13 protein-coding genes are annotated in these 14,499 nt (G+C 36.6%); 11 read left to right on the forward strand and 2 right to left on the reverse strand.

The features are described from left to right. The first annotated feature begins 19 nt into the window (after nucleotides 1–19). From GC096_RS30605 to GC096_RS30615, 3 genes are all read left to right on the forward strand, one after another. Nucleotides 20–3,544: an Eco57I restriction-modification methylase domain-containing protein gene (locus GC096_RS30605; RefSeq protein WP_171635612.1), complete on the forward strand. Its 3,525-nt coding sequence runs from the start codon at nucleotides 20–22 to the stop codon at nucleotides 3,542–3,544. After that, nucleotides 3,535–6,909, forward strand: coding sequence for a helicase-related protein (locus tag GC096_RS30610; protein ID WP_171635614.1), 3,375 nt, complete (start codon nucleotides 3,535–3,537; stop codon nucleotides 6,907–6,909). The genes GC096_RS30605 and GC096_RS30610 overlap by 10 nt, the downstream gene beginning before the upstream one ends. An 842-nt stretch (nucleotides 6,910–7,751) precedes the next feature. Further along, a complete protein-coding gene (locus tag GC096_RS30615) occupies nucleotides 7,752–9,347 on the forward strand; it encodes an SIR2 family protein (RefSeq protein WP_171635615.1) in 1,596 nt (531 codons plus the stop codon). Nucleotides 9,348–9,937: 590 nt separating this feature from the next. On the opposite strand, the gene GC096_RS30620 is transcribed toward GC096_RS30615, so the two are convergent. After that, nucleotides 9,938–10,291 carry a helix-turn-helix domain-containing protein gene (locus GC096_RS30620; RefSeq protein ID WP_171635617.1) on the reverse strand — a complete coding sequence of 118 codons (354 nt, stop codon included), beginning with the start codon at nucleotides 10,289–10,291 and terminating at the stop codon, nucleotides 9,938–9,940. A 162-nt stretch (nucleotides 10,292–10,453) separates the two neighbouring features. Between GC096_RS30620 and GC096_RS30625 the strand changes: the two genes are divergently transcribed. After that, complete coding sequence (locus GC096_RS30625) at nucleotides 10,454–10,711, forward strand: helix-turn-helix domain-containing protein (protein WP_171635618.1); 258 nt, start codon at nucleotides 10,454–10,456, stop codon at nucleotides 10,709–10,711. A gap of 27 nt (nucleotides 10,712–10,738) precedes the next feature. Continuing rightward, nucleotides 10,739–10,945 (forward strand): DUF4428 domain-containing protein, encoded by a 207-nt coding sequence (locus GC096_RS30630; protein ID WP_171635620.1) that lies wholly within the window; start codon nucleotides 10,739–10,741, stop codon nucleotides 10,943–10,945. Here the strand turns inward: GC096_RS30630 and GC096_RS30635 are convergent. Then, the gene (locus GC096_RS30635; protein WP_171635622.1) at nucleotides 10,942–11,562 is read right to left on the reverse strand and encodes a hypothetical protein; all 621 of its coding nucleotides are present in this window, start codon (nucleotides 11,560–11,562) and stop codon (nucleotides 10,942–10,944) included. The genes GC096_RS30630 and GC096_RS30635 overlap by 4 nt on opposite strands. A gap of 103 nt (nucleotides 11,563–11,665) precedes the next feature. Between GC096_RS30635 and GC096_RS30640 the strand changes: the two genes are divergently transcribed. From GC096_RS30640 to GC096_RS30665, 6 genes are all read left to right on the forward strand, one after another. Then, the gene (locus GC096_RS30640) at nucleotides 11,666–11,869 is read left to right on the forward strand and encodes a helix-turn-helix domain-containing protein (RefSeq protein WP_171635624.1); all 204 of its coding nucleotides are present in this window, start codon (nucleotides 11,666–11,668) and stop codon (nucleotides 11,867–11,869) included. 143 nt (nucleotides 11,870–12,012) lie between these two features. Then, complete coding sequence (locus GC096_RS30645; RefSeq protein ID WP_312886375.1) at nucleotides 12,013–12,519, forward strand: helix-turn-helix domain-containing protein; 507 nt, start codon at nucleotides 12,013–12,015, stop codon at nucleotides 12,517–12,519. Between the two features lie 14 nt (nucleotides 12,520–12,533). Next, complete coding sequence (locus tag GC096_RS30650) at nucleotides 12,534–12,830, forward strand: hypothetical protein (RefSeq protein ID WP_171635625.1); 297 nt, start codon at nucleotides 12,534–12,536, stop codon at nucleotides 12,828–12,830. 41 nt (nucleotides 12,831–12,871) lie between these two features. Next, nucleotides 12,872–13,120 carry an AbrB/MazE/SpoVT family DNA-binding domain-containing protein gene (locus GC096_RS30655; protein ID WP_171635627.1) on the forward strand — a complete coding sequence of 83 codons (249 nt, stop codon included), beginning with the start codon at nucleotides 12,872–12,874 and terminating at the stop codon, nucleotides 13,118–13,120. 19 nt (nucleotides 13,121–13,139) lie between these two features. After that, nucleotides 13,140–13,487, forward strand: a complete 348-nt coding sequence (locus GC096_RS30660) for a hypothetical protein (RefSeq protein WP_171635629.1) — start codon at nucleotides 13,140–13,142, stop codon at nucleotides 13,485–13,487. A 1-nt stretch (nucleotide 13,488) separates the two neighbouring features. Next, nucleotides 13,489–14,490 carry a hypothetical protein gene (locus tag GC096_RS30665; RefSeq protein WP_171635631.1) on the forward strand — a complete coding sequence of 334 codons (1,002 nt, stop codon included), beginning with the start codon at nucleotides 13,489–13,491 and terminating at the stop codon, nucleotides 14,488–14,490. Nucleotides 14,491–14,499 lie beyond the last annotated feature (9 nt).

Consider the following 14,499-nt stretch of genomic DNA (forward strand, 5'->3'; position numbering starts at 1 on the left):
TTTCTATTTGGAGGATATAATGGACCAATATCAGCAAAACGTACAGGTGTTACTTAATAAACTTGATTGTGCTCATCAGTATGTTGAAGAAGAATTATTGAAAGAAGTCGCCTCTTTCCTTGGGTATGAACTGAGGAAAAATCCAATTAATCCTGAAAGCAATTGGCGTATGTTAGGGCATTCTGATTTTGAAGGCTCTCACGTCATAGCTATTAGATATATAGAAACACTTACTGCGGAGAGTACTGTAAATGATTTACGAAAGCTCTTCGAAGATGTAGAGACATATAGCAAAGAGTATGGTGCATCTGAAGCAGTAACCTTACTTGGATTTGTTGGAAGGAAACGTATCGTTTGGTTCAGAGCTATGGGTGGTAATCGAGATGAAAGATTGGATATATCAGAGATGTCAATTCAAAGGGTCTCACTATATGCAGAACTTTTTATTAATACACTTAGTTACGGAAAAGCCAAGATTGAGCCGGATGAATTCGGATTTGGATTCAGAATGACTGGTATTGAGCGCTTATTTACTAGAGAGTTGGGGTCGCGATTCCATTATATTGTCGGTCTTTATCGTAGACGAATGGCGGAAATAATTGTTCGTGATAAGATGCTTCGCAGCTATTTACTTCCTTTATTAACTGAGGAGGCAAAAAGTCTTCTGAAAAGATCAGATTTACATGGATTAGTTGAAACAGTTTCTTTTAAAGCAGCGGTTGGGGCAGTAGTAGATACACTGGTGCTTCGTATTATTTTAAGACATTTTTTAGAGGCATACCACGGACCTGTGGTATTTACCTCAAAAGTGAATTTTGAAAAGATAGGACTGGGATTCGCGGAAGGACGAATGGAAGATGTTCTCGATAAATTAGTGACGATTGAATTCCCGGACGTAAAAGAGGAATTGCTTAAGGAAGCCGTTCAGATTACGTTATTTGATGATTTCTATGAGGAATTAACACCAAAAGTTCAAAAACGACCGGGACTGGAAGAAGAAGTGCGAAGTTTTCAAAATCATTTACGGGAGCAGTTTGAATTAGCCTATGGTGGCGATCTGTTTGCAGGGGATGTCGCTGAGGTAGCGACTACGATTGAAAAAGCATTGATCAGTGATGGCAGTATAGATCTACTTAAACTTATTGCTGACACTAGTTCGGATCGTTACAATTTTCGATATCAGGATCTGCCACCGGAAATGATCCAGAACCATTATGAAATTTCAATGAGTAGTGCTATTCAGATTGACTACACATCAGATGATTTCAAAATTCATTATGGTTCTGATAAGCAGGAGCAAAAACAAAAAGGTGCATATTATACTGATAATCGTCTTGTTGAATATATGGTCCGTCAAGCGCTTGGTAATGTTTTTCAACAGCGCCTATTAAAATTACAAAAATTTGTCTCAGAAAGTAACATTGATCAAGCAATAAAGGCAATTGAAGAGATCACTGATATTAAAATCATTGATATTACATGCGGTGGAGGTTCGTTCTTAAGAGGAGCTTTTCGTTACCTATCAGCTCACCGTAAATCGGTTGCAAAGACAATAGAACAAGTCCCTGAGCTAGTTAAATTATTTCCTTATTTCACTCATGCTGAAGAAGCGCAAAGTCTATGGGAACGTCATATTTTACTTAATAATATATATGGAATAGATATTGATTATAAAGCTCTTATCATTAGTTCACAAACGCTAACACTTGCAACACTTGAAAATTGGCAACCAGGGGTTAACTTCCCACGAATGATCGGTTTAACTTTAGCTCATCAAAATGCACTGATTTCCCCATTCTCACATGGCAAAGGAAAAAGTACATTTAGAAAATACAAAACCAAAATTGCTAGATTAATTGAATTGCGAACAAAAATCAAAAAAGGGGATCCGACCGATACGAATTGGAGAGAAATGGCTGACATCCGACTTAATATTCGTAATGAGTTAATTAGGGAACTTTCATATGTAAATGGGTTTACAGAAACATTACGTATCGATATTCTCGAATTACATTTTCCCGAAGTCTTTTTCAATCCAGACGGGGGCTGGAGTGATAACGCAGGTTTCGATGTAGGTCTTGGAAATCCACCATGGGAAGCATGGAAAGTAAACCCTGATGAGTTTTTCGAGTCATATTATGAAGGATTTTCGGCAATTAGCGATAACAATATAAAAAAAGAGATCGAAAACGAGATATTCATTAAATACCCACGCTTGAAGCAAGCCTGGGAAACCCAGATTAGGATGTATGAATCTGCAAACGAGTATTTTAGACAAGAGAATATGTATAATTTTCTCCGTTGGAGGGTCAGTGGAAGATTTACAGGCAGTGACCTTAACCTATACAAATTATCAATTGAACGATTCTGGCAGCTAATAAAGGCAGGTGGAATTGTAAGTGTGTTAGTACCTGGTAATATTGGTACTGATCTAGGTTCATCAGGGCTTCGCCATTTGTTATTTGATAAGACGAATCTGATCGAAATGCTGGGATTTGAAAATAAGAATAAAAGAATTTTTGAAAATGTGCATGGGAGTTACAAGTTTACCGTCGTCACATTTCAATGTGCTGAGGCATCAACCGTTAGCGAATTTAAGGCATTTTTCTATAGAAATACATTAGATGATTTAAGCGCAGATTCTTTGAAAATTGACTATCCTGTGGACTACGTAAGGGAATTAGCACCTGAGTCTTTAGTATTAATGGAATATCGTTCAAAAGAGGAGTTATCTATCTCCAGAAGATTGATGAAATTTCCTACCGTTAAGGAATGTTTACAATTAGAATATGGCTTTGAGTTTAAAAGTGGTTTGCATATGACTAGTAAACGACAATTATTCAATACTGATGGAGTAGGCATTCCCTTAGTTGAAGGAAAACATATTTCACAATTCGGCATGGCAGAAGATTTCAAAGAATCAATTCGATATTGGATAGATACTTCTATACATAGTCAAGCTGGAATTAATGGCAAAGGAATCATAAGATTGCTGCTACGGGAAGTTGCAAGGGGAACTGATCGAAGGACAACTATAGCAACGATTGTTCCTAAACAAACTGCAATAGCTAATACATTGTGGGTACTGGATACTTCATCTAACTACAAAAAAATGCTATATCTCTGCGGAATATTAAATTCGTATACGGTTGATTTCTTTTCGCGGCGCAAAGTGGATAAGCATTTGAGTAAGTTTATATTGGAAAGCTTACCACTTGTTTTACTCGAAGAAAATGATCTGAGATTTCAGGCAATTGTTGAAAGAGTTGCCAAATTAGTTTGCACATCAAACGACATGGCAGCATTAGCAGATGAACTGAATATGCCAATAAAACAACTGGATTTAAACGAAGTGCAGACATTAAGAGCGGAGATTGATGCGATTATAGCCTCACTATATGGCCTTAAGCGAGAGGAAATCATTATGGCAATATCGACGTTTGAAAGCCCTATGCATGTTTCTGCAGTGCGTAAAGATTTACAAAAGATCCTTGAGTATTATGATGTTATTACCTCAAAAGAGGAGGAACATTCGTGTCCATAAATTCTAATTATAACTGGAAAGAGGAACGGGTAATAGATAATCAACTCGTTACAATGCAAGAGGCATTATCATATTACCTAGGTAAATCTATTTGCCTGGATATTGCAGTTGGCTATTTTTTTATAAGTGGTTTTAAATTACTTCAACCAGCTTTAATGAAGATGATGGAACATCCAGACTCAAAAATACGATTGTTGATGGGAACTAAGACTGATTTTAGAACTGCTGATGTTCTAGACGAAGGCTATAGTGTTAATCTTACTCCACAGGAAGCTTTAATGGCTGAGATTGCTAGCGGTCAAGCGGATGATAATTCATTGCATTGTCTAGTCGAATGGATTAAGTCAGGGAGAGTTGATGTTAAAGTATATAAAGGCGAGGGGAACTATTTTCACTCGAAATTATACTTGCTTCACCGTGAGCCACTTGAGGATAGGGAAGGTTATGCGATTATAGGCTCAAGTAATTTTACTAAAAGTGGCTTGACAATTAATTTAGAGTTAAACGCCGTAACAATGGATGCATTTATGTCATTATCTCGATGGTTCGACGTGATTTGGATTAGTGAAGAGGCAAAGGCATACTCAAGAGATCTTATTGAAATAATTGAACGAGAAATATCTAAAAGCGCTCATTATTTGACTGGACAGGCAACCTATGTTGAGTTTGCAAAATCATTTGCAAAACCACTGCTTGATAGTTATATAAAAAAAGATTTTACTGAAACCCTGTATGAGCACCAAAAAATTGGGATTGGAGAACTAGTCGCCCGAATTACTCAGTTTGGTTGTGCAGTTTTATCCGATGGAGTAGGTCTAGGTAAAACTAGAACAGCAGTCTCCATTATACGTGCGCTTGGAGATGTGAAAACAATCATAATCGTACCCAAAAAACTGCAGAATCAATGGGTAGATGAGATTAATATTGTTAATGTTCCTTTAGAAGCAATTGCATTTTATTCCAAAGAACAGATTTCACGTATGAGCTTAAAGGAACTACGGGAAACTTTTAGTGACATATCATTTGTTATTATCGATGAAGCCCATCAGGGGTTACGCCATTCAACTACAAAACTGTATCGTAATATTCATCAATTAACTAAGGAATTCCATGATATCCAAGGCTTATTGTTGACAGCAACCCCTTATAATAATTCTCGTAGGGATATTTATCATCTTGGTCGCTTATTTCTTCGTCCTATAAAAGTGACGAAGAATAGCTCGTATAAGGAATATTTAGGTTTTGCCAATAGAAAAGCGGCTAAAGGTTTTGAATTGGATGACGCAGCGTTTAAAGAATTTTGGCGCGATTTATTTCTCCAACGTACCCGTCGAACCTATGGAGGCAAAGACGTAAGCTTTGCGAAACGTGAGTTTCCTGTAATTGAAATTCGATATGAACCGGCAAAACAAACGGTTTTTGAATTAAATTACGAAAGGATTGGAAATTTGCACTTACCTTACATGAATACGTTTCGCTATTATGAATCACCTGAATGGGAAGAATTATCTAGCGAGCAACTTAAACTCATGTTGTTAAAAAGAGCTGATTCGTCATGGTATGCTTTTTTGTCATCGATTATAAAAGTTAAAAGTAAACTGAATGCTCTTATGATTGATATTGAGAGGATAGAGAGTGCTCCTAACTTACTAAAAGAATTTAAAAGGTGGCTTTCTGTAAATTATGGTATTGATGAGAATTTTAGTGATTTTGAGGAATGGTTTATAGAAGATCACGAATTAACTGATTTTGAATTACGTTCTCGTCAAAGACGTGCTCAATATGTCCGTAGGATGCTTGAGAAGATAGACGCGGTAAAAAAGAAAGACGCGACGCAAATGCTTAAACGAATGAGGCAAGATTCTCAAACAGATTTAAATCAACTAAAACAAATCGAAGATTCGCTAAAAGAGGGGTTTCAAAGATACGACGAAAAATATGAAAAAGTCAAAAAAGAGATTCTTTTGTATATAAGTCAGGGAGAAAAAGTACTGATTATCTCGCAATTTCGTGATACCGTTTTGCATTATTTTGAGCGGCTGGAAAAAGAAATCCATAACTTAAAAATAGGACTAGTAACAGGGCAAGCTGCTGATGCCCGTGTCACTGGAGAACAGGGCTTACAAACAAAAGAAAATATTCTAAACCGCTTTTCGCCTGTTTCTAAAGGTCATCCAGAGTATATTGGGACAATTGAAGAAATTCAAGTTGTTATAGGTACGGAGACTTTATCGGTTGGTCAAAATCTTCAAGACTGCAGAGTACTCTTTAACCTCGACTTACCGTTTAATCCAATGAATGTAGAACAAAGGATTGGGCGAATTGATAGACCACGTAATGATGGACAAGTCGGGGAAGTACTGATACTTACATTTCCTTCTATGTCTGCTATAGAAGCAGAACTCAAAATGGTGGAGAGACTTGGAAAAAAATTAATAGGGGTTTATCAGGATACTGCATTTGATGAACTTGTTATGCCAGAATATCGTAAATATTTAGAAGAAAGTGTTAAGAACAAACAAGTTACAGGAAGTATGATTTCAAGGATGATTGACAATGTTGTCGATCGGAGTCATGTAATTGTAGATGAAGAAATGCATTCTCAGGCTTATCATACTTCTCAACAGCGTATGTGGGAATCAATACGTCTTAGTCCACCATTAATTATTAAGCCTGTATTTCCAGATATCAGTTATGGTTCACAGGATTATTTTGTTTGTATAGTTCGGATTATTTATCGTGACACAAATGGCACGTTACTTAGAGAAGAAACCATTCCAGCTGCAAGGTTAAGTGAACAATGGATTTACAGTCTTTCAGAAGTAGAAACCTTATGGTATCAAGGTTCTCTAGAGGATATAAAATCAACCAAGGGGCTATCGGTAGAAACGGCAGAGAAATTAAGGAAAGCAGCAATAATGCTTTTAGATGAACTTAAGCAAACACGAATTTCACATTACAACGAAGCAATAGTGCCAAAACGAAAACGAGATGAACTAATAGACGCGAGAGTAAAACAAGTAAAAAAAGCAATAATAGAAGATATCAATGGTCAGAATCGGCGATATATTCTGGATAAGTTGAATAGTAAGTCTATAGAGCCAAGAGCGGTTAAAGAGTTTATTGATGCGTTAGACACTATTGATATACAGGACCATGAGTATGAATTGATCATAGATTTATATCAAAATGTTTCCACTCTTTGGGAAAGATTTGAGGAGTTTTATTTTACAATTTTGGGCTCTAGGGAAGAACACGGAACATCACAGACTCAATCAGATTTACGTCTCGCGGATAACTCTCAGAGTGATATTAGTTGGATTATTGGCCATTTTGGTATTAAACAAGAGGAATTTATCAAATAGTATCAATAGCAGCTTTTATTTGATAGTTGCATCATCAACTGATTGTGCTTTTTTTTATGAAATGAACAATATACAGAAGATAACATCCTCCAATGGTCTGGGATATTTCTTATGGCAAAGTTGGCTCATCGTCTCTCCATAGGAGAACGGTTGGTTCCAAGACCAATCCTATCACGAGGAAACAGTTACTTTCTACAAAGGGATGGCGCAAAAATTGTATAGAAAAAGGAGATAATCGGGAAATAGCGATTATCTCCTTTTTCTATACAATCCTTAAATCACAATTCATATTTTTAAAAATACCTTCCGCCATTTTCATCGACATTTACCAAAGGGATAAAATGACTCTCTTTCGAAAAGCTGATTGCAGTTATTTTATTTATGCCTATCGTGTCATTATGTGGAATTCATACATGTTGCGGGAAAACCAAGAATCACCTATTTTTACATATTTGTCACAGTATTCGCGTATGATGCCTGCGTTTTCTAGCATATCATCTATGCTAACAACTACATATGTTTGCGAAAGCGCGGCCGCGAAGAGTTCCATATCTGATGATAGTACTTTGTTCATTTTTAACCTCCGGAAAATTAATATCCTAATATAGTAATATATTCCATAATTATAACATGGTCCTAGTTCCAAAGATACAAGAAATGTCTATTCAGGTCGAATTTATTATGATAAAATGCCTAGAGTAGAAGATTTTGGGAATCTGCTAGGTTGATTAAACAGCCGAATTAAGAATTATGTATACTATATATTACAGATGACGCAACAGACTCAATGATGTTTCAATGAGACCCAAATAACAGTAATTGTTAAAAAAGGGAGTGATTTAATGTCTTTTGAAAGATTAATTAGCGGAAATAAACTTCCTGTTTTGTTTATTGGATCTGGATTTAGCAGACGGTACATCGATGCACCTGATTGGGAAAGTCTGTTAATAAAAATATATGAATTCATTGGAAAGCAAAGAATAAATTTTGTTACATTGAAATCCAGGATAAAGAATACAGCTGAATATAGACAATTCGGCGATGGTGAGATAAATGCCATTATTGCAGAAAAAATTGAAAAAGAGTTTAATGATTATTTTTATGAAAGTGAGTTAGTAGATACATATTCAGATTGGATTGAGGAAGGAGTAAATCCTTTTAGGAAATGCATTTCTACAATTGTAAATGATTTTAAAATTATAAGTGAAAAAGAAGCAGAATTAGACGTTTTTAAAGGATTAAAAAATAAAGTAATGTCAGTAATTACAACCAATTATGATGTTTTAATAGAAACTTTATTTGCACTTCCTAAGGAAAATACATTTATTGGTCAGCCGCAACTTTTTAGTCCAGATTCATTGGAGCTAGGAGAGTTGTATAAAATTCACGGATGCATAACTGAACCAGACAATATTGTTATCACAACAGAAGATTACAATAATTTCAAAGAAAATGCGAAGTTATTTAGTGCTAAATTATTAACTTTAATATCAGAAAACCCTGTAGTATTTATTGGTTATTCTATAAATGATCCGAATATACAACAAATCTTAACAGATCTAGTTAGATGCTTATCTCATAAACAAATTGAAAGTTTAAAAAACCATTTTTATTTAATTGAATATAATCAAGGTAATCAAGAATTACAAGAAAAAGAATTTTTGTTCAGAGCGAAGGCTTATAATGGCGAAGAAACCGTATTCCCTATATCAATAATAAGTACTGACAATTATGAAGAGGTTTATAAAAGGCTATCTAATTTAACACCTGCGATGAACATCAGTACAGTAAAACAAGTTAAAAGAATAGTAAGAGACATTGTTGTTCAATCGGTAGAATCTAACCAAGAAACTGATTCAGTAATGACTATACTTATGGATGATATTAGTAAGCTTTCACAAAGTGACCAAAAATTTGCAATAGCAATAGGGAATATACGAGATATTAATAGCGCATATGGATATAATTTAAGGCCGATCGAAGATCTACTTGAGGATGTTTTATTTGATAACAAGAATTTTAATAACAAAAGACTTATTCAAGAGACGTATGAACACTCTTATTTAACTATAAATAGGATTTTACCTATCTATAAATATTCAATAGATTTATCAGAACAAGAAATAAAACAATGCCCAAAGGTTCACGAGTATTTAATAACGCATACGGAGAAAAATCATTATTTAAATAATGGGCTTATTACAAGTTTACGAAGTGTTCCTGAAGGTACCAGAATGGAGCATATGCCGGAAGATTATAGATTAATTACTTGGAGAAAGTATAATTGGATAATACGAAATTTTGAAGCCTTGCCATTAGAAGAGATAAAAACATTCCTTCAAAAAGAGTTTGCCAAATATAATGCATTTGATAGCAATCATAAGAGTTCTTTTCGTCGCTTGGTATCATTGTATGATCTATTTATGTATAAGAAATAACCTTGCGGAGGGTTCATATTATTATATGAAGTCCACAAGGTTACTGCGTTAATAATTATTATATGCGTATTATAATAAAAAAGCTTGCACATCGTCAATGAAAACTAACAAAATCCATTGGTATGCAACAACTGTTATTTCCAGTTTGAAGGAGTATGACAGGTTGTGTTGAAATTGGATTTAATTTCACAGAGCTATTATAAAAAAATTAAACAAGGAGGATATTAAAATGTTGAAATTTCTTGGTGTTATGGTGGTTTGCGCGGTATTGTCTATGTTCATGGGTCCGTTACCTTTTGTCGTTGCGTTGTTGGCATACTTAGTAATGTGGATCGTTAAACGAAAATAATCGTAAAAAAACATAGCTTATTATGAGTACTTATAAAATAAAGGGAGATGTTACATATGAAAATCAACATCAATAACTCAAATGAGGAAAAAATGAATAAATAAGTTTGGCATAACAAGGAAGTAACAAGTCCTTTACAAATATAAGTACTTTGAAAGCTTTTCGGATTCCTGAGGCAACAAGGATATATTTATCAAACAACTATTAAATATATACAAAACGACACCAATTATGGTGTCGTTTATTTCTTCTTATTCAAACCCTTCCTATAAGCCTCAACAGCAGCTTGCGCAGCGGCGCGAGCTATCTCCAACTCATCCTCTGTGTATTGATCGGCTCCTCCGAAGAAAGCGCGGCCAATACTACTGTTAGTTTCATTTGAATCAACTTGATCTGATGTAACCCCTAACAAAAAATCAGAAGAAACATCAAAAAATTCAGCTATTTTTTTAATTGTATCTGGATCAGGCTTTCGGTCACCTGTCTCGTATCTTGATACTTGAATATTAGTTATTCCTAATGCGTCAGCAAGACGCTTTTGAGAAATATCTAACTTCTCACGAAGATATTTTATTCTTGAGCCTAAAACACTCATTATAGTTACCTCAGTTCATTTGAGTATAAGTATATTTTACTACTTACCAATATGGTAATAAAGTTATTTGCCAAAAAGGTAACTTTTATATTGACTTTACCGATTTGGCAATGTAATATATGTGTATAGTTACCGATTTGGCAATAAGGAGGTGGTGACATAATGCAAAGTATTGCAAAGGTTAATCTAGAAAAAATAAAAAAACTACGTAAGTTGGCGGGTTACTCATTAGAAGAAATGTCTAAGTTCCTTGGCTATGAGAGCACTAATGGTTACTATTACCTTGAATGTGGAAGAGGAAAGATTTCAGCAGAGTCACTTGCACAAATAGCACATATTTTAAAAGTAGATATTAAGGAACTTTTTTTTGAAATTAAAATTGCCAAAATGGCAACTTCCGAAAGTGCTTCGACTGCCTAATAAATAACTAGATTAGGAGGTGATCACATGGACCAACAAGTCGGATGGAGTGGAAGAAAGTACACGATTAAACGATTTTTCCAAAATAGTGTGGATTCAGCAACTAAAATTGCCCGAAAAAAAGAAACCCCAAATTGCTGCATCTGTAACAGAGAACCAGGCATTTTGGGGCTTGAGGATGGAAGAAACCTTTGTAATTCATGTGCAGCTGATATGAGCGATAGAGCTAGCTAAATTTTTTTGTAAAGATCAATAAAATGAGCAGCTTCACCCTGGAGTGTAAGAATGTTGTCTGCTTTCACTAGACCCTTAAGTAGTGAAAATTGTTTCCCTTTCTTGACATGTACTACCGAATAAGCAGCATTCTCAAAATTGAAATGCTGAGAATAAGTTGAGTTGGCTAGCAATGTACAAACTGATGTAGTAGTCCATTTATCAAATCGTGAATCGTCATCGCGGAGGTAAAGTTTAATTAAATGAGGTTCGCCGTTAATGTAAAGGCCTAATTCTGGGTTTGCTTTAACAATGATATCTTCATATGCCCAGAATGCTTTCCCAGGCTCAAAAAAATCTATTTCGTGTTTTTTGAAAAGCTTCTTGTATTCGTCGACTGCTTTGGCATACTGGTGTTTTTTCTTATCAGTAACTGATTCAACAATGTGATCTAGATATTCAGAAGAATATCCGTTCCGATGCATTTCAACGATTCCTTCTCTTAATTTTTTCCAGTAGTCAGTAGCAGGGCTGTACTCAGTCTGGTACTTAACATCTCTTACAACACTTAGTTTTGCAGGTCCTTGTTTAATTGTGAATTCAATAAATTTTGACAATCCGACTTCTATTTCACTCATCTTTCACACTTCCTTTTGTTAAAAAATATTAAATCACAACAATTCCTATTCTATCATATTCTGGAAACCCAAGTACATATGTTCTTGTCGAGGAGGTGATCAAATGGACCAACAAGTCGAACGCAAAACCTTAACCGTTGATGAAATCGCATCTTACCTAGGCGTTCACCGCGATTCCGTCTATACAATGGTTCGTAAAAAAGAAATTCCACACTTCAAAGTCGGCGCTCGTATCCTATTTCGAATGGAGACAATCGAGGCTTGGATGAAGCTGCAAGAAAGCGAGAACCATCGAATTGCTCAATAAAACAATAAATGCTGACGAAGAAGGTTGTCAGCGGCTGTGGAGAGGAGAGATGAAGCGCTCATCTGTAAGTACATCTTAATTTGCTTCATTGTCACAAATCTATAGTGGTCTTGTGCTAATTTGACACAATTATATGAGAGGTGGTGAGAAATATCGCAATTGGACAAGCCATTCAAATGTTTCGAAGAGAAAAGAATTTAACTCAAGAAGAACTTGCAAATCGGATTCCAATTGATCGTACTGTACTCGCCCGAATTGAAAGCGGAGAGCGCCCATTGCCTAGTGGTTATGACACCGTTGTATCCGGTCTATCCTGGAAGCTGGCTCTCGAGATTGCTGATGAAAGGACAGGAGGTTACATATCAAACATCCTAGAGGATGTTCCAAATCTGGATTTGCATCCAGCAGCGCTTAAAGATGTGCTGCTCAAACAACTTGCAGAAGCAGGGAAAGCATTGGAGCGACTAGCTATGGCAAAACACATTTCCCCTGAGAAACGAAGAGAAAGTGCTGAGAATGTATGGCATGAGATGAGAGTTGTCATTGAAACAGCTAATGTCATGCAAGGTGTTTTGGAAGATGAGTTTGGCTTAGATAGGAAACGATTAATCCAAAAGCATGAGCTAGAAGTTAAAAAGTGCGATCGCTGAGAGGAGGTGAACAATTGCCACAGATTTTAGTATCTAAAGATGTTGGTTTCTACGCACATTTAAGTAAGTTGTATTCCTATTTAGAGGCTTTGCGGACAAACCCAGGTTACTTCCATAAGGACGTGAGACCTGCTGCAGAGGATTGGCTTCGAGGGGCAATTGCCGCGTTGGAGAAGGAATTGTATGGAATAGAAAAAGAAGCAGCCACCGGCCAGGGTGACTACTTCAAGATTGCAGCATTTGAAAATAACATTGCTTCCAGTATACCGGCTGAGCAAATACAATTCAAGGACTCATTTTTTTGTCTATAAATCTATGAATCTACCAAATCAAACTAAGAGGAGAAACGAACATGTTAAAAGCAACTGGAATCGTAAGAAAAGTAGACGACCTAGGTCGTGTAGTAATACCAATTGAGCTGCGGAGAACTCTTGGGGTCGAGATTAAAGATTCCATTGAGATTTTTACGAACGGCGACAGCATTGTTTTAAAGAAATATGCTCCGGGTTGCGTGCTTTGTACCAATATCGAAAACGTGAAATCAGGTCCTGGTGGAAAATTAATTTGTACGAGCTGCATCAGCCAAATTCAATCAATTTAAAAACTAGGAGGTCATTCAAATGAATAAACAAACAATTATTGCACGGTTAATGGAATTGCCGGAGCTTATTGCAAACGCTGAGATTGCGCTGATCAATGCACAAAACAATTTAAACATTGCTCGCTCTCAGCTAACGCATAGAGAAGATGGTCTGTATCTTGGGGTGTTTGAAGATGAGGGAATGGTAATTGACGGCAAAAATGCAGAAATTCGCAGTGCACAGCTTCGTAAGTTTTCGGCAATTGAACGAAATGAGGTAGCACGCACGGAGCATCTTACAATGGAGTCTCGCTATAAACTGGACAAGTTGAAGACGGAGCTTAAGGCGTTGCAGTCCATTGTGGATCTGCTAAAGGGGGCGGCGTAATTTGAACGAAGTCACTGTTATTCAGCCTCAAACTTCTAGCGGACAAGCTGGCGGCGGAGCAATCATCGATTACGAATTCGGCAGTGCAACAGATTTACGGAAGAAGTTGGCCGATATGAAGCAAAAACTAAATCTAACAAAAGAATTTTTCCGCGAGGTCATGCAAGAAGGTGTTGACTACGGGATTATTCCTGGAACAGATAAACCCACATTACTAAAACCAGGAGCGGAAGGTCTTTGTGAGTTCTATAATTTCGCTCCGACGATTGCTAGTAAGGTTGAAGATAAAAACTTCGAGACAGGTTACTACGGAGTGGATATCACGATTAGATTAATCCACCGCGGTTCTGGCTCCATCATCGGCGAAGGCGTGGGCCATGCTAATACGTTTGAAAGCCGGTACCGCTGGAGATGGGTATCGGAGAAAGATCTTCCTAAAGGTGTTGAAAAAGAAGACCTCGTTAGTAAAGAACGTACTGGTAAATATGGCAAGTATCAATCTTATCGTATGGAAAATGACGATATGCATTCCATTTGGAACACGGTCCTAAAGATGGCTAAGAAACGTGCACTTGTGGATGCTACCCTTGCTGCGACTAGATCCAGTGGAATCTTCACACAAACTGAGCAAGAGTTGGAAGCTTATCTAGCTGGGGAGGATCCGGATGGAGAAGGGGATAACCCGACTCAATCCAAAGCTCAACAGCAAAACACCCAGAGCAAGCAGACTAGTAGTCGCAGCTCGGGTACAGGTAATTCTGGGCAATCAGGAAATGTTGTTCAGAAGAATCGAGTTTTGGATCTCATGAAAAAAGCTGCTTTAGATTGGAACTCTCTCGCAAAAGAAGCCACGATCGCTTTGAATCGTGATATTAAAAAGGTCGTATCAGATATTCAATCGGATGCAGATTGGAAGACAGTTGGAGACCATCTTGAATTCTTTATCGCAGCGAGCCAGTCAGACCAAAGAGAAATGAAATTCGATGTACCAGAAGACTTGTGAGGTGAAATG

Origin of the sequence: Paenibacillus plantarum (genome assembly GCF_013141695.1) — a bacterium.
Lineage (GTDB): Bacteria > Bacillota > Bacilli > Paenibacillales > NBRC-103111 > Paenibacillus_E > Paenibacillus_E plantarum.

What these genes read in the sequence shown, in the direction of transcription:
- GC096_RS30605 (WP_171635612.1), top strand. Translation starts at nt 20, where the DNA reads ATGGACCAATATCAGCAAAACGTACAGGTGTTACTTAATAAACTTGAT.
- GC096_RS30615 (WP_171635615.1), top strand. Translation starts at nt 7,752, where the DNA reads ATGTCTTTTGAAAGATTAATTAGCGGAAATAAACTTCCTGTTTTGTTT.
- GC096_RS30620 (WP_171635617.1), bottom strand. Translation starts at nt 10,291, where the DNA reads ATGAGTGTTTTAGGCTCAAGAATAAAATATCTTCGTGAGAAGTTAGAT.
- GC096_RS30625 (WP_171635618.1), top strand. Translation starts at nt 10,454, where the DNA reads ATGCAAAGTATTGCAAAGGTTAATCTAGAAAAAATAAAAAAACTACGT.
- GC096_RS30630 (WP_171635620.1), top strand. Translation starts at nt 10,739, where the DNA reads ATGGACCAACAAGTCGGATGGAGTGGAAGAAAGTACACGATTAAACGA.
- GC096_RS30635 (WP_171635622.1), bottom strand. Translation starts at nt 11,562, where the DNA reads ATGAGTGAAATAGAAGTCGGATTGTCAAAATTTATTGAATTCACAATT.
- GC096_RS30640 (WP_171635624.1), top strand. Translation starts at nt 11,666, where the DNA reads ATGGACCAACAAGTCGAACGCAAAACCTTAACCGTTGATGAAATCGCA.
- GC096_RS30655 (WP_171635627.1), top strand. Translation starts at nt 12,872, where the DNA reads ATGTTAAAAGCAACTGGAATCGTAAGAAAAGTAGACGACCTAGGTCGT.
- GC096_RS30660 (WP_171635629.1), top strand. Translation starts at nt 13,140, where the DNA reads ATGAATAAACAAACAATTATTGCACGGTTAATGGAATTGCCGGAGCTT.